At 71.2% G+C, this 20,354-nt stretch carries 14 protein-coding genes and 1 pseudogene; 5 read left to right on the top strand and 10 right to left on the bottom strand.

All coding sequences use genetic code 11. The features are described 5' to 3' along the window. Window positions 1-61 precede the first annotated feature (61 nt). The 7 genes and pseudogenes from ACR9ZG_RS11205 to ACR9ZG_RS11175 all read right to left on the bottom strand — a co-directional run bounded on the left by ACR9ZG_RS11205 (window position 62) and on the right by ACR9ZG_RS11175 (window position 8,347). On the bottom strand, window positions 62-1,516 hold the full coding sequence (locus ACR9ZG_RS11205; RefSeq protein WP_481284915.1) for a rhamnulokinase: 1,455 nt from the start codon (window positions 1,514-1,516) through the stop codon (window positions 62-64). Further along, entirely contained in the window at window positions 1,513-3,549 is a 2,037-nt protein-coding gene (locus ACR9ZG_RS11200) for a bifunctional aldolase/short-chain dehydrogenase (RefSeq protein WP_481284916.1), read from the bottom strand. The genes ACR9ZG_RS11205 and ACR9ZG_RS11200 overlap by 4 nt, the downstream gene beginning before the upstream one ends. 39 nt (window positions 3,550-3,588) lie before the next feature. Further along, a pseudogene (locus tag ACR9ZG_RS11195) lies at window positions 3,589-4,299 on the bottom strand (alpha/beta hydrolase); the annotation flags it as partial. Between the two features lie 4 nt (window positions 4,300-4,303). Next, on the bottom strand, window positions 4,304-5,467 hold the full coding sequence (rhaI, locus tag ACR9ZG_RS11190; protein WP_481284914.1) for an L-rhamnose isomerase: 1,164 nt from the start codon (window positions 5,465-5,467) through the stop codon (window positions 4,304-4,306). A 22-nt stretch (window positions 5,468-5,489) separates the two neighbouring features. After that, window positions 5,490-6,791: an MFS transporter gene (locus ACR9ZG_RS11185; RefSeq protein ID WP_481284913.1), complete on the bottom strand. Its 1,302-nt coding sequence runs from the start codon at window positions 6,789-6,791 to the stop codon at window positions 5,490-5,492. Window positions 6,792-6,834: 43 nt separating this feature from the next. Next, window positions 6,835-7,161, bottom strand: a complete 327-nt coding sequence (locus ACR9ZG_RS11180; RefSeq protein ID WP_481284912.1) for an L-rhamnose mutarotase — start codon at window positions 7,159-7,161, stop codon at window positions 6,835-6,837. Window positions 7,162-7,303: 142 nt separating this feature from the next. Further along, window positions 7,304-8,347: a LacI family DNA-binding transcriptional regulator gene (locus ACR9ZG_RS11175; RefSeq protein WP_481284911.1), complete on the bottom strand. Its 1,044-nt coding sequence runs from the start codon at window positions 8,345-8,347 to the stop codon at window positions 7,304-7,306. A 346-nt stretch (window positions 8,348-8,693) separates the two neighbouring features. Between ACR9ZG_RS11175 and ACR9ZG_RS11170 the strand changes: the two genes are divergently transcribed. Beyond that, complete coding sequence (locus ACR9ZG_RS11170; RefSeq protein ID WP_481284910.1) at window positions 8,694-10,976, top strand: beta-glucosidase; 2,283 nt, start codon at window positions 8,694-8,696, stop codon at window positions 10,974-10,976. 57 nt (window positions 10,977-11,033) lie between these two features. On the opposite strand, the gene ACR9ZG_RS11165 is transcribed toward ACR9ZG_RS11170, so the two are convergent. The 3 genes from ACR9ZG_RS11165 to ACR9ZG_RS11155 are packed head-to-tail and all read right to left on the bottom strand — an operon-like array spanning window position 11,034 to window position 16,490. After that, entirely contained in the window at window positions 11,034-12,098 is a 1,065-nt protein-coding gene (locus tag ACR9ZG_RS11165) for a LacI family DNA-binding transcriptional regulator (protein WP_481284909.1), read from the bottom strand. Window positions 12,099-12,108: 10 nt separating this feature from the next. Then, window positions 12,109-13,890 (bottom strand): alpha-L-rhamnosidase-related protein, encoded by a 1,782-nt coding sequence (locus ACR9ZG_RS11160; RefSeq protein WP_481284908.1) that lies wholly within the window; start codon window positions 13,888-13,890, stop codon window positions 12,109-12,111. Then, window positions 13,887-16,490, bottom strand: a complete 2,604-nt coding sequence (locus tag ACR9ZG_RS11155) for a family 78 glycoside hydrolase catalytic domain (RefSeq protein ID WP_481284907.1) — start codon at window positions 16,488-16,490, stop codon at window positions 13,887-13,889. The genes ACR9ZG_RS11160 and ACR9ZG_RS11155 overlap by 4 nt, the downstream gene beginning before the upstream one ends. Window positions 16,491-16,724: 234 nt before the next feature. Here ACR9ZG_RS11155 and ACR9ZG_RS11150 point away from each other — a divergent pair, with 234 nt between their 5' ends. The 4 genes from ACR9ZG_RS11150 to ACR9ZG_RS11135 all read left to right on the top strand — a co-directional run bounded on the left by ACR9ZG_RS11150 (window position 16,725) and on the right by ACR9ZG_RS11135 (window position 20,274). Further along, on the top strand, window positions 16,725-18,035 hold the full coding sequence (locus ACR9ZG_RS11150; RefSeq protein WP_481284906.1) for an ABC transporter substrate-binding protein: 1,311 nt from the start codon (window positions 16,725-16,727) through the stop codon (window positions 18,033-18,035). A gap of 64 nt (window positions 18,036-18,099) precedes the next feature. Then, on the top strand, window positions 18,100-18,984 hold the full coding sequence (locus tag ACR9ZG_RS11145; RefSeq protein ID WP_481284905.1) for a carbohydrate ABC transporter permease: 885 nt from the start codon (window positions 18,100-18,102) through the stop codon (window positions 18,982-18,984). Window positions 18,985-18,987: 3 nt separating this feature from the next. Beyond that, window positions 18,988-19,890 (top strand): carbohydrate ABC transporter permease, encoded by a 903-nt coding sequence (locus tag ACR9ZG_RS11140; RefSeq protein WP_481284904.1) that lies wholly within the window; start codon window positions 18,988-18,990, stop codon window positions 19,888-19,890. Window positions 19,891-19,998: 108 nt separating this feature from the next. Next, window positions 19,999-20,274 (top strand): DUF5655 domain-containing protein, encoded by a 276-nt coding sequence (locus tag ACR9ZG_RS11135; protein WP_481284903.1) that lies wholly within the window; start codon window positions 19,999-20,001, stop codon window positions 20,272-20,274. Window positions 20,275-20,354: the final 80 nt, after the last annotated feature.

The raw sequence follows: 20,354 nt of genomic DNA, 5'->3' as shown, positions 1-20,354 counted from the left end.
AGATGTGTATAAGAGACAGCCATTGTGTCGCGCCTCCGCCGCAGCCTCCGCCGTCCGCCGCCTAGACGCGTGCCGCCGCCGGCTCGTACCGAACGGGAGCGAACACGCGCCCGACCAGGCCGCGCAGCGTCTCCAGGTCTCCGCTGAGCAGCCCCGCCGCGCGCCCCTGCACGAGCGCGTTTCCGATGGCGGTCGCCTCCACCGGGCCCGCGAGCACGGGCACCCCGAGGCGGTCCGCGGTGGCCTGGCACAGCAGGGCGTTGCGGGCGCCGCCGCCGACGATGTGCACCGTGTCGACCGTCACGCCCGAGAGCGACGAGGCCGTGCGGACCGCGCGGGCGAAGGCGTCCGCCAGGCTCTCGATGATGACGCGCACCGTCCCTGCCGGGCTCGCCGGGGCGTGCAGGCCGCGCTCGGCATACCAGTCGGCGATGCGCCGGGGGAGGTCGCCCGGGGCGAGGAAGCGCGGGTCGTCGGCGTCGAACAGATCGGTCGGCCGGGGGAGCGCGGCGGCCTCGCCGAGCAGCGACTCCAGCGTGACGTGGAGGCCGCGGCGCTGCCACTCCCGCACCGACTCGCTCAGCAGCCAGAGGCCCATCACGTTGTGCAGGTAGCGGACGCGGCCGTCCACGCCGCCCTCGTTCGTGAAGTTCGCGGCCCGGCTGTCGTCGGTCAGCACGCGGCGCTCCAGCTCCACGCCGACGAGCCCCCAGGTGCCGCACGAGATGTACGCGGCCCGCTCGGGCTGCATCGGCACGGCGACGACCGCGGAGGCGGTGTCGTGCGATCCGACCGCCGTGACGGTCGGGCCGGTCCCGGCGAAGGGCAGGTCGGCGGCGAGCGACGGGAGCAGCGGCCCGACGGCCGTGCCCGCGTCGACGAGCGGGGCGAACAGCCCGCGGGGCAGGCCCAGCCGCTCGATGAGCGCGTCGTTCCACGAGCCGTCCGCGGCCAGCAGCCCGGTGGTGGAGGCGTTGGTGCGCTCGGCGTGCTCCCGCCCGGTCAGCCAGTAGGTGATCAGGTCGGGGACGAGGAGGAAGCGGTCGGCGCTCTCCAGCGCCCCGTCCTCGCGGTCCACGGCCAGCTGGTAGAGCGAGTTGAACGGGAGGAACTGGAGGCCGCCCTCCCGGTACAGCTCGTCCGGGGCGACGGCCGCGTGCACCAGCTCGACGCCGCACGCCGTGCGGTCGTCGCGGTAGTGGTACGGCTCGCCGCGCAGCCGGCCGCGACCGAGGAGGCCGTAGTCGACCGCCCAGGAGTCCACACCGATGCCGGCGAGATCCGGCTCCGCCCGCGCGACCGCGGCCAGACCCTCCAGCACGCTGGAGTAGAGCCCGGTGAGGCTCCAGTGCAGGGCCGCGCGGTCCCCCTCCCACACCCGCACGGGCGTGTTGAGGAAGCGCGCCGCCTCCGTCAGCTCCAGCGTGTTCGCACCGACCCGGGCGTGCATGACGCGGCCGCTGGTCGCGCCCAGATCGACGGCAGCGACGGCGCCCGCGCGCCCCGCCGCGCTCATCGCAGGAACGCGGCCGCCACGCCCGCGTCCACCGGGATGTGCAGTCCGGTGGTGTGGTCGAGGTCGCTGGTGCAGAGCACGAACACGGCGTTGGCGACGTGCTCCGGCAGCACCTCGCGCTTGAGCAGGGTGCGCTGCGCGTAGTACTTGCCCAGCTCCTCCTCGGGCACCCCGTAGACCGCGGCGCGCTTGGCGCCCCAGCCGCCGGCGAAGATGCCGGAGCCGCGCACGACGCCGTCCGGGTTGATGCCGTTGACGCGGATGCCGTGGTCGCCGAGCTCGGCGGCCAACAGGCGCACCTGGTGGGCCTGGTCGGCCTTCGTCGCCGAGTAGGCGATGTTGTTCGGGCCGGCGAAGATCGAGTTCTTCGACGAGATGTAGACGATGTCTCCGCCGAGCTTCTGGTCGATGAGGACCTTCGCCGCGGCGCGCGAGACGAGGAACGAGCCCTTGGCCATCACGTCATGCTGAAGGTCCCAGTCGGCCGTGGTGGTCTCGAGCAGCGGCTTCGAGATGGAGAGGCCGGCGTTGTTCACGACCAGGTCGAGGCCGCCGAACTGCAGCAGCGCGGCGGCGATCGCCTCGTCGATGGCCTTCTCGTCCGTGACGTTCGCGGCGACGCCGAGAGCGACGTCGGCGTTCCCGATCTCCGCGGCGGCGGCCTGCGCCTTCTCGAGGTCGAGATCCGCGATGACGACGCACGCGCCCTCGGCGGCCAGACGCGTGGCGATGGCCTTTCCGATGCCGGAGGCGGCGCCGGTGACGAGTGCGACTCGGCCGGCGAGCGGCTTCGGCTTCGGCATGCGCTGCAGCTTGGCCTCCTCCAGCGCCCAGTACTCGATGCGGAACTTCTCGGCCTCGTCGATCGGCGCGTACGACGACAGCGCCTCGGCGCCGCGCATCACGTTGATCGCGTTGATGTAGAACTCGCCGGCGACGCGGGCGGTCTGCTCGTTGGCGCCGTAAGAGAACATCCCGACGCCGGGGATGAGGATGATCGCCGGGTCGGCGCCGCGGATGGCGGGCGAGTCGGCGGTCGCGTGGCGGTCGTAGTAGGCCTGGTAGTCGGCGCGGTACTGCTCGTGCAGCTCCTCGAGCCGGGCGACCGAGTCCTCGATGGAGGCGTCGGCCGGGAGGTCGAGGACCAGTGGCTTCACCTTCGTCCGCAGGAAGTGGTCGGGGCACGAGGTGCCAAGGGCCGCGAGGCGCGGGTGCTCGGCGTGGGCGAGGAAGTCGAGGACGACGTCCGCGTCGGTGAAGTGGCCGACCTGCACCTTGTCGGTGGAGGCGATGGCGCGCAGGTGCGGGGCCAGCGCGGCGGCCTTGGCGCGGCGCTCGGCGGCGGGCAGCGGCTCGTAACCGGCCAGCACGGTTCCGAAGGGCTCCGGTCGGCCGTTGGCGGCGATGTACTCCTCGGCCGTCTTGATGATCCAGAGCGAGTTGGCCTCCGCCTCCTCGCTGGTGGCGCCCCACGCGGTGATGCCGTGGCCGCCGAGGATGGTGCCGATCGCCTCCGGGTTCGCCGCCTTGATCGCGGCGATGTCGAGGCCGAGCTGGAAGCCGGGGCGGCGCCACGGCACCCACACCACGCGGCCGCCGAAGACCTTCTTCGTCAGCTCCTCGCCGTCGGCCGCGGTGGCGATGGCGATGCCCGAGTCGGGGTGGAGGTGGTCGACGTGCGCCGCATCCACGAGGCCGTGCATCGCGGTGTCGATCGACGGGGCCGCGCCGCCCTTGCCGTGCAGCGTGTAGTCGAAGGCGGCGACCATCTCGTCCTCGCGCTCGACGCCCGGGTAGACGTTCTGGAGCGCGCGGAGGCGGTCGAGGCGGAGGACGGCGAGGCCCTGCTCCTTCAGCGTGCCGAGGTCGCCTCCGGACCCCTTCACCCAGAGCAGCTCGACGGGCTCGCCGGTGACCGGATCGGTCTCGGTGCCCTTGGCGGAGGTGTTGCCGCCGGCGTAGTTGGTGTTCTTCGGGTCGGCGCCCAGGCGGTTGGAGCGGGCGAGCAGAGCCGCGACGGTCTCGTTCGTCATGTGTTCGGTTCCTTGTTCGAAGGGTGGGTGGAAGGTCACGGTGACGCCGTTCGTCGCCAGCTGGGCGGCGAAGGCCTCGGCGGAAGCGCGCAGCGTGTCGGCCTCGGAGTTGATGATGAAGACCGGCGGGAGGCCGGCGGGGTCAGCGTTCGCCGGGAAGGCGTACGGGTCGGCCAGGAGCGCCTCGTCTCCGGCGTAGTTCAGGTTCATGCCGCGGACGGTATCCACGTCGAAGTACGCGTCGTCGTCCTCCGTGAGGCCGGTGAGGCGGGAGGCGAGTTCGGCGCTGAACGGCGGAGGCGCGGCGTGGAGGACGGGGTACGCGAGCACGATCCGCTCGGGCTGCTGGCCGCCCTCGTCACGGAGGCGGAGGGCCGCTCCCGCGGAGAGGTTGCCCCCGGCACTCGCTCCGCCGAGCGCGAGCCGGGCCCGGTCGATGCCGAGCTCCGCCGCGTGGGAGGCGACCCAGCGGAAGGCCGCCACCACGTCGTCCGACGGGACCGGGTACCGGACGCCCTCGACGGCCAGCCGGTAGAAGACGGAGACGACGACGAGGCCGCGTTCGGCGATCGAGCGCGCGACCCAGTCCGCCTCCGGCATGTCGAGATCGCCGGCCATGAAGCCGCCGCCGTGGTTCCACACGAAGCCCGGACGCGGCCCGGCGGACGGATCCGCCGGCGCGTATACGCGCACGGGAATGGAGCCGTGCGGCCCCTCGGCGACGGCGTCGTGGACGACGATCCCGCTCATGGCGTCAGGCGCCCCAGCCGGCCTGCGTGCCGCCGACGCGCTCGGCCTCGATCTTCTCCTGGTAGCCGGAGGCCTTGTAGGCGGCCATCGGGTCGGCGGGGAGGCCGCGCGTCTCGCGCCACGCGGCGAGGTCGGCGCGCACATCGGTGTTGAAGGCGTCCATGAACACGGTGTTGGCGGCGAGCACGTCACCGGCGCGCTGGGCGGCGTCGAGCGCCTCCAGGTCGACGAGGAGCGCCTTCGCCGTCGCCTCCTGCACGTTGAGCACCGAGCGGATCTGGCCCGGGATCTTCGCCTCGAGGTTGTGGCACTGGTCGAGCATGAAGGCGACGTCCGGGTTGCCGTAGCCGCCGCCGCGCAGCACCTCGAAGATGATGCGGAACAGCTGGAACGGGTCGGCGGCTCCCACGATCAGGTCGTCGTCGGCGTAGAAGCGGCTGTTGAAGTCGAACGAGCCGAGCTTCCCGAGGCGCAGCAGCTGCATGACGATGAACTCGATGTTGGTGCCCGGCGCGTGGTGACCGGTGTCGAGGCACACCATCGCGCGGTCGCCCAGCGCAGCGGTCTGCACGTAGCTGGTGCCCCAGTCCGGAACGTCGGTGTGGTAGAACGCCGGCTCGAAGAACTTGTACTCGAGCACGAGGCGCTGGCCCTCGCCGATGCGCTCGTAGATCTTCTGGAGGCTGTCGGCGAGCCGGTCCTGACGGGCGCGCATCGAGTCCTGGCCCGGGTAGTTGGTGCCGTCGGCGAGCCAGATCTTGAGGTCGCGCGACCCGGTCTCGTTCATGATGTCGATGCACTCGAAGTGGTGGTCGATCGCCTTCTGGCGGATGCGGTCGTCGGAGTGCGTGACCGAGCCGAACTTGTAGTCGTCGTCCTGGAACGTGTTCGAGTTCACCGTGCCCAGCGCGACGCCGTTGTCCTCGGCGTGCTTGCGCAGGTCGGCGTACGAGTCGACCTTGTCCCACGGGATGTGGAGGGCGACCGTCGGCGCGAGGCCGGTGTGCTTGTGCACCTGGGCGGCGTCCGAGATCTTCTCGTACGGGTCGCGCGCGGTGCCGGGCGTGCCGAACACCTTGAAGCGGGTGCCCGAGTTGCCGAACGCCCAGCTCGGGAGCTCGATCGCCTGCAGCGCGAGCTGCGAGCGGATGTCGTCGGTGAGGGTCATGGTCTCGCTTTCGTGTCGTGGGTCAGGCGTGCGCGTCTTCGCGCACGGGGGTGGAGAGGTCGCGGCCATATCTCTCCGCCTCGATCTGGCGGAGCGACTTGCCCTGCGTGGCCGGCGCCCAGATGACGCCGATCAGGAGGGCGACCACGAGGAACGCGATCAGGATGAGCCCGACCGTCGGCACGCCCGAGGAGGCGAGCAGGACGGGGAACACCGAGCTCAGCAGGCCGACGGCGATGCGGGCCGCGAAGAACAGGACGCCCTGCGCGCTCGCCCGGTACGGGGTGGCGAACAGCTCGGCCGTCCAGACGCCGTAGAACGCCTGCGCGCCGATTCCGGCCGCGACGCCCCACGAGATGGCGAACGTGAGGAGGGTGGGGAGCCCGGGAGGGGCGAAGACCAGCGCGACCCAGGCCAGGATGCCGAGAACCGCGCCGATCGCGTAGAGCACGCGGCGCGACATCCGGTCGGCCAGCTGCATGAAGCCGAAGTACGTGGCGAGCACGGTGCAGCCCCAGACGAGCACCTGCAGGAGGTCCTGCTCGACGGCGCTGTGCACGCCGGCGGCCTCGTAGACGCGCGGCATGAAGATGCCCGCCTGTCCGGCGACGAGGTTCCAGAAGCCGTACACGCCGAAGAGGAAGAGCAGCGCGGTGAGGTTGGCGCGCTTGGAGAACAGGGCGCGCATCCCGGTGCCGGAATGGGTCGTGGAGACCGCGCCGGTCTTGACGTCGGTCCACAGCTTCGACTCGGGGAGGCCCTGGCGCACCCACCACACGATCGCGGCGACGACGAACAGGTGCGCGAAGATCAGGCGGCTGCCGAGGAGGCCGAGCGGTGCGAGCGCGGCGGCGAGGGCGAAGCCGACGAGCGGGCCGATCGACCAGGCGAGCTGGGCCATGCCGACGTGCTTGCCGCGCGCGTGGTCGGGCGCCTGCTCTGCGATGTAGGTCCACGAGGCGGGGACGCCGGCGCCGACCGCGATGCCGGTGATGAGGAACGCGGCGAACAGCATCCCCGCGTTCACGGCGAACACCGCGAGCACGACGCCGAGCATGTAGAGCAGCAGGTCGTAGGTGTAGATGAACTTCCGGCCGAGCCGGTCGGTCAGCGGACCGCCCAGGATGGCGCCGATCGCCGCACCGAACGCATTGGCGCTGAAGGCGGCGAGGATGCCGACGAACCCGTCGCTCAGGTGGAACTCGGCCTGCCAGAATCCGAGGCTGGTCGCGATCGCGATGATCGATCCCGACTCGATGTAGTTCGACATGGCGACCGACGTGGTGGCGCGCCATCCGGTGGTGCTGCTGCTTCCGACTCTCATCGTCGTGGTGGTTCCTTACTGCTTCGTTGCGGTGCGATCCGGCTCAATCCAGGTGGAAGTACTCGGTGAGCCGGTTCATGGTGCTGTCGGGCGCGGCCTCCTCGGCGAAGAACTCGGCCATGCCCGCCTGCCAGCGCGCGTTGACCTCGCGCTCGTTCATCGCGGCCTGCGCCGCTTCGAAGTCGTCGGTCTCGAGGTAGCCGACGACCAGGCCCTCCCGCTTGTCGACGAAGAGGGAGTAGTCGTGCCAGCCGGTCTCGCGGAGGGCGTCGAGCATCTCGGGCCAGACGGTCTCGTGGGCGGCGAGGTAGTCGTCGACGCGCTCGGGCTTGAGCCGCATCGTGAAGCACACGCGTCGGGATTCGGACACGAGAACTCCTTCGTACGTCGGTCGTGTGGGATGAATCGTTTCAAGAGTACACAGCGGTGTCGGAGGGCACAAGCGGGATTGCGCAAGGCGGAGGTGCGCGGCGGAGGTGCGCGCGGTGGAGAGAGGCGCGCCGCCTCCTCGACTAGCGCGAGAGGGCGGCGGCCGGGGCGGAGGAGCGGCGCACGATCAGCTCGGGGACGAAGCGGACGTGCTGGTGCACGTGCGTCGCCCCTGCATCGAGATCCTCGATCTCGCGGAACAGCAGCTCGCCCGCCGAGTACCCGATCTCGCGCCGCGGCTGCCGCACCGCCGAGAGCGGCACGGCCGCGGTCGCCGCGAAGTCGATGTCGTCGTAGCCGACGATGGCGACGTCGTCCGGGACCCGCAGGCCGGCCGTCACGAAGCCCTGCAGCAGGCCGAGCGAGAGGAGGTCGTTGGCGGCGAACACGGCCGTCGGCCGCTGGTCGGCGGGGAGGGCGATGAGGCGCTCTGCGGCGTCCCGACCGTCGCGAGCACCGAGCGTCGCCGTCTCGATGACCGACAGGTCGACCGCGTGCGGAGCCTCGGCGATGGCGCGGCGGGCGCCGGCGATCCGGTCGCGGATCTGCTCCAGCGCGGCCGGGCCGCCGACGAACGCGATCCGCCGGTGGCCGCCCTCGACCAGGTGGGCGACGGCGAGCCGGCCGCCCTCCACATCGTCCACCGCGACCGAGCAGGCCTCGACGTCGGACGCGACCCGGTCGACCAGCACCGTCGGCATGCCGCGCTCGCGCAGGCGCTCGACCGAGCCTCCCGCGACTCCGATCGGGGCGAGCAGCATGCCGCGCACGCGCTGCTGCTCGAAGGCGGCGAGCTGCTGACGTTCGCGCTCGGGGTCGTTGCCGCTGTTGCCGAGCTGGATGGAGAAGCCGCGCTCGAGCGCGAACGCCTCGGCTCCCGTGTAGAGGTCGGTGAAGAACGGGTTGGCGACGTCCATGACGACCATCGCGAGACTGCGGCTGGCGCCCGCGCGCAGCTGCCGGGCCGACTCGTTGCGGGTGAAGCCGAGGGTGGCGATGGCCTCCTCGACCGCGCGCCGGGTGGACTCGGCGACGATGTCGGGCCGGTTGAGCACGTTGGAGACGGTGCCGACCGCGACGCCGGCGAGGGCGGCGACATCCTTCACGCTGGGGCGCTTGGCGGCCACGGTGCTCCTCCCGATTGAACGCGATTGAACGCTTTGCTGCATCGTATCGTTTCAAGCGCCGAGTCGCTCGCGCTGGGCGGCAGAGGGCTGGGGCTGGGGCTGGGCCCGGCCCCGAACCTCACGGCGCAAGATTTGGCGCAAATCGTGAAAGGCACAGGTTCGCGTCCGGCGATTTCACCCCCGAACAGGGGTTTCGCTCTGCGCCGAGCGTCCGCAGCGAATAGAACGTTTAAACCAGGCCTTGCGGTGGATGCAGCACCTCTACTAGCGTCCCCGAATTGAAACGTATTAATCGCGTCCCGGGCGGCGTCCGCCGAACGGGACTTCTCAACGAAGAGGAGTTCGCATGCACGTCTCGCACCCCCGCAGGCGCGGCCGCCGCGCCGGTCTCGGCTGGAAGAGGTGGATCGCCCCGGCCGCGGCCGTCGGCCTCCTGGTCGCCGGTCTCAGCGCCGGCCCGGCGCTCGCACAGCCGGCGCCCGCACAGCCGTCGACCGCCGACCGGGCGAAGCCCGTTCCGGCCGGCTGCCCGTGGATGGACGCCACGAAGTCGCCGGAGAAGCGGGCCCAGCTCCTGCTCGCGGCCAGCTCGCTCGACCAGAAGCTGCGCTGGCTCGACGAGCAGGCGGCCAACAACCCGACGCAGACCACGTTCAACGGCGTCACGTACCCCGCGCAGGTGCCCTGCACGCCGACCGTCGCCTACGCGGACGGCCCGGACTACGTGCGCGGGCCGAACGGCGTCACCATCTTCCCGGCCCAGCTCGCTCTCGCCTCCTCGTGGGACACCGACCTCGCCACCGCGAAGGGCACGGCGCAGGCGGACGAGGCGTTCCGCGCGGGCCGCAACGGCCTCCTCTCGCCGCAGATCACCTCCGCACGGACGGTGCTCGACGGCCGCATCACCGACTCCTTCGGCGAGGACTCGCTGCTCAGCGGCGACCTCGCCGCCGCGCAGACGACGGGCATCCAGGACGGCAACCCCGAGGAGCCGGTGATGTCGGTGCTCAAGCACTACGTCGCCAACGAGCAGGAGCTCGACCGCCAGACCAGCTCCTCCAACCTCGACGGCCGCACCCTGCGCGAGGTCTACGACCTCGCGTTCCAGATCGCGGTGCAGAAGAGCGATCCGGCCGGCGTGATGTGCTCGTACAACCAGGTCAACGGCGTGTACGCGTGCGAGAACCCCATCCTCAACAACCTGCTGAAGGCGGGCGGATGGAGCGGCTACGTCGTCTCCGACTTCGGCTCCGTCCACTCCACGGCGCCGTCGCTCAACGCCGGGCTCGACCAGGAGCTCAACCGGCCGATCTACTACACGCCGGCGAACATCCGGGCCGCCATCGACAACGGCTCCACGACGATGGCGCAGGTCGACGCGGCCGCCTCCCGCGTGGTCACGGCCTACATCAAGACCGGTCTGTTCGACCACCCGCTGCCGACGACTCCCGCCGCCTCCGTCACGAACGCGGCGAACCAGAAGGTCGCCGAGCGGATCGCCGAGCAGGGTGCGGTGCTGCTGAAGAACGACGGCGGCATCCTCCCGCTCACGAAGAAGGCCAAGAGTGTCGCGGTCATCGGCCCGACGGCGTCGAAGGAGGCGACCAACGGCGTGAGCGCCGCCACCGTCTGCGCGGTGCACAACTTCGGCCCGGCGACCGCCTGCCCGAACGTCGTCGCCCCGCTCGACGCGCTGACCGCCCGCGCGGCCAAGGCCGGAGCGACGGTCGCGTTCGACAACGGCGCCGACCCGGCCGCCGCGGCCGCAGCGGCGGCGAAGGCCGACGTCGCCGTGGTCTTCGGCTACGCGATCCAGGGCGAGGGCGCCGACCGCACCTCCCTCTCGCTCGACGGCAACGGCGACGCGCTGATCGCGGCGGTCGCCGCCGCCAACCCCAACACGCTCGTGGTGCTGGAGACCGGGAGCGCGACCGACATGCCGTGGCTCTCCGCGGTGAAGGGCGTCATCCAGGCCTGGTATCCGGGCGAGCAGGGCGGCACGGCGCTGGCCCGGCTGATCTACGGGGATGCGAACTTCAGCGGCAAGCTGCCGATCGCCTTCCCGAAGTCGCTGGCCGACACCCCGACCAGCACTCCTGCGCAGTACCCGGGCCTGGTGAACGGGTCGCCGACGCGTCCCGCCGGCGACAAGTCCATCCGCCAGGTGAGCTACAGCGAGGGCCTCGCGGTCGGCTACAAGTGGTACGAGAGCAAGGGCATCGAGCCGTTGTTCCCGTTCGGCTACGGCCTGTCGTACTCGTCGTTCTCGTACAGCAAGCTGCAGCTGGCTCCCGCCGTGATCAACAAGGCGAACAAGACGCTGAAGGTCTCGTTCACCGTGAAGAACACGAGCGGCACGGCCGGATCGACGACGCCGCAGGTCTACCTGACCCTCCCCGCCTCCACGGGGGAGCCCGGAGACCGGCTCGTCGCGTTCGACACCGTCTCGCTGCGCGCCGGCGAGAGCAAGAAGGTCACGCTGACGATCGACCCGGGCTCGGTCGACCGCCCGCTGTCGTACTACAGCACCGCCGCCAACGCCTGGGTGACCGACCCCGGCACGTACGGCATCGCGGTCGGCGAGTCCTCGAAGGCCGCGCTGTCGGCGACCTTCACCGTCGCGAAGTAGGCAGCACGCAGGGGAGCGGGTGCCGGGCGCAGGCTCGGCACCCGCTTCCGCGCGCCGTCAGACCGGGACGCGCTCGCGCCCGATGGTGCTCTCGCGCACCACGAGGTGCGGCTGCAGCACCACCCGCCGATGGACGTGCTCGCCGGACTCGTCGCGCAGCTCGCCCAGCAGGAGGTCGACGGCCGCGCGTCCCATCTCCTCGCCCTGCATCGATACCGAGCTGAGCGGGATCGCGCCGCCCCACGCCGCCGAGTTGTGGTCGCAGCCCATCACGGCGACGTCGTCCGGCACGCGGACCCCCGCGTTGGTGAGCTCGTTGATGATCGCCATCGCGAGGAGGTCGGTGACCGCGAGCACGGCGTCCGGCCGCTCGTGCTCTGGCATGCCGGCGAGTCGCCGCCCGGCGTCCGCGCCGCCCGGGGGGTCGAGGTCGACGGTGTCGAGCTCGATGAGCGTCACCGCCCCTCCCGCCTCCTCGACGGCGGTCCGCACGCCGCGCCGCCGGTCGTGGACGGGCTGGTAATCGTCGTGCGCGGCGACGAAGGCGATGCGCGTCCGGCCGAGGTCGATCAAGTGCTTGGCGGCGATGTAGCCGGCGCGCTCGTTGTCGATCAGCACGCGGCAGGAGTCCGTCAGGGTGGAGTCGAAGTTGACGACCACCACCGGTCGGCCGTGGCGGCGCACGCGGGCGATCTGCTCGTCCGACTCCTGCATCGGCGCCAGGATCACACCAGAGACGCGCGCGCTGTCGAAGAAGCTGAGGTGCGCATCCTGCACGGCCAGGTCGTTGTTGGCGCTGGCCAGCTGGAGGGTGAACGACTGCGACTGCGCCTGCCCCTGCGCGCCGCGCGCGACGTCGACGAACAGCGAGTTCGTGAGGTCGATGACCACGAGGCCGATCGTCCGGGCCTCGCCGGAGCGCAGCGCGCGGGCGGTCTGGTTGAGGGTGAAGCCGAGCTGCTCGATGGCCTTCTCGACCTTGCGGCGCGTGGCACCGGCGACCTTCTCGGGGTGATTGAGGACGTTCGAGACGGTCGCGACCGACACGCCGGCGAGCTCCGCGACGTGGTGCATGTTCGGCGGCCCGGCCACTCCGCCCCGCGCGCCGTTCTTGCGCATCATGTCGATCATCCTAGGGCGAAGGCACGCGCACGCACGCGGGTCCGGGGTGCTCCCCGCCCGCGGCGACGAGCACCGTCCCCGCGGGCACATCGACGACCGCGCCGCCCCGGTCGGCGCGCACGACGATGTCGCCCTGCGGCGCCGGGATGCGCGCCTCGGCCCAGTCGAGGGCGCCCAGCTCCGGCGCCACTGTGAAGCGGGACCACCCGTCGGCCAGCGGCCGGACCCCGAGGATCGCGTCCGGAAGCAGCGCGGCGGGCGACGACGACCAGGCGTGGCACAGGCTCTTGCCGAACGGCCGCCCGTACATCTCGTACGGCGACGCGTCCTCCTCCGCGAACTCCTCCCAGAAGCTGCGTGCGCCGGCCGCGAGCATGTCGCCCCACAGCCCGCGCACACGCTCGACCGCCGTCGCCGGCTCGCCGGCCTCGATCAGAGCGCGCAGCAGGAACCCGGTCATGAAGGGCGTGCCGGCCCGGCGGGTCCCGGCGAGCAGCGTGCGCATGGCGGGGGTGGTGCCGAGCCCGGCGAGCACCGCCAGGAAGTTCGGGTACGGGGAGGCTGCAGAGGCGCCGTCGGCGTACTCTCGCCAGACCTGCGCCCCCTCGTCCCAGGCCATGCGGCGCAGCGCCTCCCGCACGGAGCCCGCCAGCGCCTCCCACCGGGTGACCCCGGGGTGACCGGTCACGCCGAGCACGTGCGCCGCGGAGGTCAGCGCCCAGTACCAGAGCACCTGCAGCGCGGTGACGTCGCGGGCGGGGTCCACCTCCACACCCCAGTCGATGAAGACCGGCTTCAGGAAGTCGTCGTCGCCCGGCCGCGGGCGCAGGAACCCGTCGTCACCCGCCTGCGCGGCCAGGTCCTCCACGAAAGCGTGGAGGTGGTCCGCCTCGGTCGCGAGGTACGCGCGCGCGTCGAACGATCGTGCGAAGAACCCCGTCCCGATGACCCACCATAGCGAGTAGTCGGCGATGCCGTTGACGAAGCCGTGGCGCGGGCGGCCGAGCGCGGTCAGGCTGGCCGCGACGATGCCCCCGTCGCCGAAGGCGTACGCGTTGGCGAGCGTGTTCAGGGCCTGGTCGCCGATCCACGGCATTCGGTCGCGCTTGATCCCGTCGAGCATGAGGCCCTGCATGCAGGCGTGGAGGGTGTCGGCGCTCACCTGCCAGATCCGCGTGAGCGTGTCGTCCGAGCACGAGAAGGCGCCGGGCCGCGGGGTCGGGCGGCGCGAGGCCTCGACGATCACAGCGGTGACGGGGTCGGTGCTCTCGATCCGCAGGTGGCGGAAGCCGAGCCGGTGCGCGGTGGTCCAGCGGCCGTCCGGGAGCTGGACCACGTCGTGCCGCGTCTCCGCCGCTGCCGGGTCGGCCAGCGCCTCCTCGCGCGACTCTCCCGATGACACCACGGGCTCCGTCGCCGAGGCGAAGACCGGTCGCCCGAGCAGCGGCCCGTCCGCCTCCCAGAGTCCGCCGCGCAGCACGAGCGGCACCTCGACGATCGGCTCGGGCTGCAGGTGCGGGGGAGCGTCGCCGTGCGACTGCACCGCGACCGCAGGCTGCCAGTCCTCGCCGGCGAGCCGCGCCTCCACCCGTCCCGTTGTGTCGAGCCGGAGTGCGGGAGGCGTGCCCGCCACCGCGACGGGCGCGCCGCCGTCCACCCGGAACTCCGCCGCGTCCGCCGGCTCGGCGTGGTTGCGGGCGTAGTCGACGTGGCGGTTCGCGGCGAAGCCGGCGCGGACGAGCTCGTGCAGCATCCCGAGCTCGTACTGCCGGGGCGGGTAGTACCAGGTCACGGCGCGCCGACGGGGAGGGCGACCGCCGCGGCGGCCGGCTCGGTGAACCGGTGCCGGCCGGCCCCGACCTGCTCGGTGCGCCCGCTCGGGAGGGCGACCTCGGCGGTGGTACCCGTCGGCACCTCGACGGCCAGGTCGAAGACGCCGTCGGCCAGCGTCCACGCGACGCTCGCGCGGCCGTACGGCGTCTGCAGCTCGCGGGAGGCGCGGGTCAGCCCGCCGCCCGGCTGCGGCGCGAACCGCATCCGCCGGAAGCCCGGCTCCAGCGGAGCGATGCCGGCCACGGTGGTGTGCAGCCAGTCGGCGACCGAGCCCAGGGCGTAGTGGTTGAACGAGGTCATCTCGCCCGGGTTCACCGTGCCGTCGGGCAGGAGGCTGTCCCAGCGCTCCCAGATCGTCGTCCCTCCCGAGAGCACGGTGTAGAGCCACGACGGGCACTCGCGCTCGAGCAGGAGCAGGTAGGCGTCCTCGGTGCGGCCGCCCTTGGTGAGCGCGTCCGCGATGAGCGGCGTGCCGGCGAATCCGGTGCCGATGCGGTACCCGTTCTCGGCGACCAGTTCGGCCAGGGCGGCTCCCGCGTCGGCGAGCTCGTCCGCGTCGAAGAGGTCGAACGCGATGGCCAGCGCGTACGCGGCCTGGGCGTGGTTGCTCAGCCGGCCGCCTGGCCGTACGTACTCACGGCGGAAGGCCTCGCGCGCCTCCCCGGCCAGCGCGGCGTAGCGCTCGGCGTCGTCGTCGCGACCCAGTTCAGCCGCGATGAGCGAGAGCACGCGCGCGGAGTGCTCGAAGTACGCCGAGGCCACGAGGTACTTGTCCGTCTCGGCGACGGTCGGATCCTCCGGCGGCGCGGTCGGGTCGAGCCAGTCGCCCAGCTGCATGCCGGTGTTCCACAGCCGGGAGGGGCCGGCGAGCCGCTCCAGGAGGTCGACCCAGGCGCGCGCGCTGTCGTACTGGTCGGCCAGCACCTGCCGGTCGCCGTAGTGCTGGTACAGCGTCCACGGGGTGAGCACGGCGACGTCGCCCCAGACCGCCCCGGGCTTGATCGGCGTCCAGAAGTCGCCGCCCGGGATGACGGGGACGTACCACGGCACCGTGCCGTCCGGCAGCTGCTCGGCCGCCACATCCTTCAGCCACGAGGCGAGGAAGCCGGAGACGTCGTACAGCCCGGCCGCGGTGGGCGCGAAGACCTGGATGTCGCCCGTCCAGCCGAGCCGCTCGTCGCGCTGCGGGCAGTCGGTCGGGAGGTCGACGAAGTTGCTGCGCATGCTCCACAGCACGTTCTCGTGGAGCCGGTCGACCAGCGGGTCGGAGGAGGCGAAGGTGCCGGTGCGCCGCATGTCGGAGTGGTAGGCGCGCGCGACGACCTCGAGGTCGCGCGGGTCTCCCGTCCAGCCGGAGACCTCGGCGTAGCGGAAGCCGTGGATGGTGAACCGCGGCTCCCAGTCGATCGGACCGCCGTCGGCGACGTACTCGTCTACCGAGGCCGCGAGGCGCAGCGGGCGCGTGTACAGCTCGCCGCCCTGCAGCACCTCGGCGTGACGGAGCGTCAGCTGCTCGCCGGCGACCGACGACGAGGCGCGCAGGTGCAGCCGGCCCGCCAGGTTCTGGCCGAAGTCGAGCAGCACACGGCCGCCGTCGAGCGGCGTCGTGCTGACCGGGCGCAGCTCGGCCGTGCAGCGGACGGGAGGCCCGTCGGGCGCGACGAGGAGCGCGGTATCGAGCGGCTCCACCGTGACCGGCTCCCACCCGGCGTCGTCGAAGCCGGCGCGCGACCAGCCGGGGAGGCGGGCCGAGGCGTCATAGCGCTCGCCGTCGTAGAGGCCGGAGCGCTCGATGGGGGAGGGATGGGTGCGCCACGAGCCGTCGGTGACGACAGTGGTGACGGCGCCGTCCGCACCGGTCAGCTCCAGCTCGGCGAAGAACGCCGTGCGGTCGCCGTAGAAGGCCCTGGTGCCGCCGTCGAAGCCGATGCGGCCGCGGTACCAGCCGTCGCCGAGCCAGGCACCGATCGCGTTCGCGCCCGGCTGCACGAGATCGGTGACGTCGTACGAGGCGACGCGGAGGCGGTGCTGGTAGGCGGTCCAGCCGGGAGCGAGGGCGTCGTCCCCGACGCGCCGGCCGTTGAGCTCGGCCTCGAACACGCCGTGCGCGGTGGCGCGCAGCACGGCGCGGACGACGTCGGCGGGAGCCTCGAACTCGCGGCGCAGGAGGGCGGGCCGGCCGTCGCGGTCGGCGGGCTGCTCGCCGGGGCCGACCGCCTGCGCGGTCCAGTCGGCGGGGAAGAGGAGGCCGGCCTCCACGGTGGCGGGGGCGGACCACTCGGACACCGAGCCGTTGCCGTGCACGCGCACCCGCACCTCCGCCGTCTCGCGTGAGGACAGCGGCGCGCCGGGCCAGGGCACGAAGACGGAGTCGGGGCCGGCCACCTCGAACACATCGGTCGTGCCGCGCCGGGTGACCTCGATGTCGTAACCGGTCTGCGCCCAGTCGCGGTCGGCGGTCACCGTGCGCCAGCTCAGGCGTGGGGCGGCGACGCCGATCCCGAGCGCCGTTCCGCTGTCGCGGCGCTCGAAGCGCGGCTGTTCGACGACGACGGTCATGTACTCCTCCTCGAGTGGATGCGGTGCGGCTGCGGCGGGATAGCGGCCGCAACGTCCTCGCAGGCTACCTCGATCCGTTAGAACGTTTCAAGCTCGATACGCACCGGGAAGTCTACGAGTTTGTTGCGCTCGCGACGATGTGTTGACACCTCGAGCGCCCGTGTGCTTTCATACCCGTTGAAACGTTCTAATCACGTTCGCGACTCCGGACGCGACCCTTTTCAAGGAGGAAAAGTGATCACAGCAACCCGACGGGCGCGGCGGCTGGCCGTCATCGGCGCCGTCCTCACGGCCGGAGCACTCGCTCTGACCGCGTGCTCGGGCGGCGGCGGCAGCAGCAGCAGCGGTGGCGGCGACTTCACCACCCTCGGCCTGACCAGCAACTCCACCCCCAACGACACCCTCAAGGCGCTCTCGACCGCCGGCTGCCAGGCCGCGCAGAAGGCCGCACCCATCAAGACGGACGCCGACGAGCAGACCCAGCACGACCAGAAGCTGCAGCTGCTGGCGGGTCAGAACGCGCTCCCCAGCATCTTCGTCAGCCCCAACACCCCCGACCTCGCCAAGCAGTTCATCAAGGGCGGCAAGCTCGTCGACATCGGCGCCGAGCTGAAGAAGGACGGCCTGGAGGACCAGATCCTCCCCGTCGCCGCCTCCACGATCGAGAAGCTCTACGGGCAGGACAGCGCGTACGCCCTCCCGAACGAGCTCAACATCGAGGGCATCTGGTACAACAAGAAGATCTTCGCCGACAACGGCATCGAGGTCCCCGGTACGTGGGACGAGCTCACCGCCGCGGCCGAGAAGCTGCAGGCCAAGGGCATCCAGCCCTTCGCCGGCGACGGCAAGGACGGCTGGCCGATCACCCGGTTCGTCGGCGCCTACCTCTTCCGCGACCTCGGCCCCGACGCCCTCCAGGACGTCGCCGACGGCAAGGCCAAGCTGACCGATGCCGACTACGTGAAGGCGGCCGACGAGGTCGCCAAGCTCGGCAAGGCCGGCGCGTTCGGCCAGGGCGTCGCCTCCACCGACTACAACGGTGCGACCAACCAGTTCCTGAGCGGCCAGGCCGGCATGTTCTACATGGGCTCGTGGATCCTGTCCAACTTCAACGACGAGTCGCAGAACAAGATCGGCGCCGACAACATCGGCTTCATGCCGTTCCCGGCCGTCGACGGCGGCAAGGGCAGCGTCGACCAGACCCCGGCCAACGTCGGCCAGCCGCTCATGATGAGCAAGGCCGCGTACGGCAAGGGCGGCGCCGCCTGGCTCAAGTGCATCGCGCAGGGCTACGGCGACGAGGTGCTCGCGAAGAGCGGCGTCGTCTCCGGCTTCAAGCTCAGCGACACCCCGAGCGACCTGCCGGCCCTGACCCAGACGGTCCAGAAGCAGATCAACGACTCGACGTCGTCGGTCCTGTGGTTCGAGGCGCTCTTCAACTCGAAGGCGACCACGGTCAGCCAGTCCAACGGCGGCTCGCTGGGCAACGGCTCCCTCTCGGGCGCGGACTTCATGCAGCAGGTCCAGGGCGCCCTCGGCCAGTAATGTGCAACGCGGGGTGCGGCGGCGAGTCCGGCGCACCCCGCGTCTATCAGAAAGCAACCGCACCATGAACTCTGTGCTCGGGAGCCGGCGCACCGCCCTCCTCCTGGTCGGCCCGGCGCTGCTGGTCTACACCGCCATCACGCTCGTCCCGATCTTCTGGTCGTTCGGCTACACCTTCTTCTCGGGCGGGCTCATCTCGGGCTTCACCTTCGCCGGGCTGAAGAACTTCCAGACCTTCTTCACCGACCCGAACGCGTGGAACGCGCTGGGCTTCACGCTCAAGTACGCGATCATCGTGACCATCGGCCAGGTCGCCATCGGCTACCTGCTCGCCCTGCTGTACGTCTTCTTCCTGCGGCGGGCCTCCAGCTTCGTCCGCACGGTCGTGTTCTTCCCGGTCGTGCTGCCGACGGTCGCGGTCTCGCTGCTGTTCCAGAGGATGTTCCAGCTGACCCCGCAGCCCGGACCGGCCAACGCCGTCCTGCAGGCGTTCGGCGGCAGCGGCACCGACTTCCTCGGCCACGCCGACAGCGCCTTCTGGGTGCTGATCATCATGGACATCTGGCGGTCGATGGGCTTCTACGCGGTGCTGCTGTTCGCCGGCCTGGTCGACATCCCGGACGAGATCATCGAGTCGGCGCGCCTCGACGGCGCCGGCGGCTGGTCGCTCGTGCGGCGCATCATCCTGCCGCTGTCGGCCCCGGTGCTGCTCTCGAGCGTGATCTTCAGCATCAACGGCACGCTCAAGGTGTTCGACTCCGTCGTCGCGCTGACGAACGGAGGCCCCGGCAACGCCACGACACCGCTCACCCTGTACATGTTCCAGACCGCGTTCACCTACGGCGACTACGGCTACGGCTCTACCATCGCGCTGATGCTGACCATCCTGTGCCTCATCGTCACCGTGTTCATCTTCCGCGGCTCCCGGCGCGACCTCACGAAAGCCTGACCCATGACCGCTGTCACCGACGAACTCGACCGCGACGTCACCTTCAAGCGCCCCGCCGAGGAGCGACGTGGAGGCGCCGGACGCATGCTCCGCCGCCTGCCGATGAACATCGTCATCGTGCTGCTGCTCATCATCGAGATCTACCCGCTGGTGTGGATCCTGCTCGGCTCCTTCAAAACCCAGGACGAGTTCCTCAACGACCCGTTCTGGACCCTGCCCAGCAGCTGGGACCTCGAGAACTACGTCAGCGCGTTCACCACCGGCAACCTCGGCCGCTACATCCTCAACAGCGTCCTCACGGTGTTCCCCGCGCTGTTCATCACACTGGCGATCGGGGTCGCCGCCGCGTTCGCGCTCGAAGTCCTGGTCTGGAAGGGACGCGGCACCATCCTGCTGCTGTTCCTGGCCGGCATCATGGTCCCCGGTCAGATGGTGCTGCTGCCGCTGTTCTCCATCTACTTCAACCTGCAGCTGACCGGCACGCTGTGGCCGCTGATCATCACGTACACGGCGTCCGGCCTCCCACTGACCGTGTTCATGGTCGCGACCTACTTTCGGGCGGTGCCGCGAGAGATGTTCGAGGCGGCGACCCTCGACGGCGCCGGAGTGTTCCGCCAGTTCTGGTCGATCGGCGTGCCCGTCGTGCGGAACGCGATCTTCACGGTCGGGCTCGTGCAGTTCTTCTTCCTCTGGAACGACCTGCTGATCGCGCTGACCTTCACCAACAGCGAGGACCTCCGCACCATCCAGGTCGGCCTGCTCAACTTCACCGGGCAGTACGGCCAGATCCAGTACGGCCCCCTGTTCGCCGCGATCTGCGTCAGCATCTTCGGCACCCTGCTGCTCTACCTGTTCCTGAACCAGCGCGTCATGAAGGGCCTCGCCGCCGGGTCCGTGAAGGGCTGACAGTGGAGGCATGACCTCAGCGACCTGGGAGCAGCTGACCGCACCGCTCGACGCCGACGACCTCGCCACGCTGACGGCGTTCCGCGACTTCTGCCGGGGCTGCCCGGCGTGGAGGAGCGGATCACGGCGACCCAGATCTCGTTCGCGCGGGTGCGCAGCTTCGCCACCGCCTACATGAAGAGCCACTACCTCGAGCTCGGGATCGACCTCCTCCGCGAGGTCGAGGAGCCGCGGCCGCGCGCCACGGTGCGGGTGTCGAAGACCGTGTGGCTCAACCGGTACAGCCTCCGCGAGCTCGCCGACTTCGACGAGCGGCTGCGGGAGCTCATCCGCGAGGCGGCGGAGACCGTCGGGCCGGGCGCGAAGCGCTCCAAGCCGACCTGACGGCTGCCGGTCACCCGCTCCATCCCCACCCATTTGTCACAACACGCCGTCTCGGCACTCGCCGAGGCGGCGTGTTGTGA

It is taken from the genome of Leifsonia sp. KNZ12-8B (assembly GCF_056755495.1).
Note: the sequence above shows the minus strand (reverse complement) of the source record. Positions and strands in the feature narration are given on the sequence as shown.

Bases quoted from the DNA above. Each gene is read 5' to 3' on its own strand.
- ACR9ZG_RS11205 (WP_481284915.1), bottom strand. From the start codon at position 1,516: ATGAGCGCGGCGGGGCGCGCGGGCGCCGTCGCTGCCGTCGATCTGGGC.
- ACR9ZG_RS11200 (WP_481284916.1), bottom strand. From the start codon at position 3,549: ATGACGAACGAGACCGTCGCGGCTCTGCTCGCCCGCTCCAACCGCCTG.
- rhaI (WP_481284914.1), bottom strand. From the start codon at position 5,467: ATGACCCTCACCGACGACATCCGCTCGCAGCTCGCGCTGCAGGCGATC.
- ACR9ZG_RS11185 (WP_481284913.1), bottom strand. From the start codon at position 6,791: ATGAGAGTCGGAAGCAGCAGCACCACCGGATGGCGCGCCACCACGTCG.
- ACR9ZG_RS11170 (WP_481284910.1), top strand. From the start codon at position 8,694: ATGCACGTCTCGCACCCCCGCAGGCGCGGCCGCCGCGCCGGTCTCGGC.
- ACR9ZG_RS11165 (WP_481284909.1), bottom strand. From the start codon at position 12,098: ATGATGCGCAAGAACGGCGCGCGGGGCGGAGTGGCCGGGCCGCCGAAC.
- ACR9ZG_RS11155 (WP_481284907.1), bottom strand. From the start codon at position 16,490: ATGACCGTCGTCGTCGAACAGCCGCGCTTCGAGCGCCGCGACAGCGGA.
- ACR9ZG_RS11145 (WP_481284905.1), top strand. From the start codon at position 18,100: ATGAACTCTGTGCTCGGGAGCCGGCGCACCGCCCTCCTCCTGGTCGGC.
- ACR9ZG_RS11140 (WP_481284904.1), top strand. From the start codon at position 18,988: ATGACCGCTGTCACCGACGAACTCGACCGCGACGTCACCTTCAAGCGC.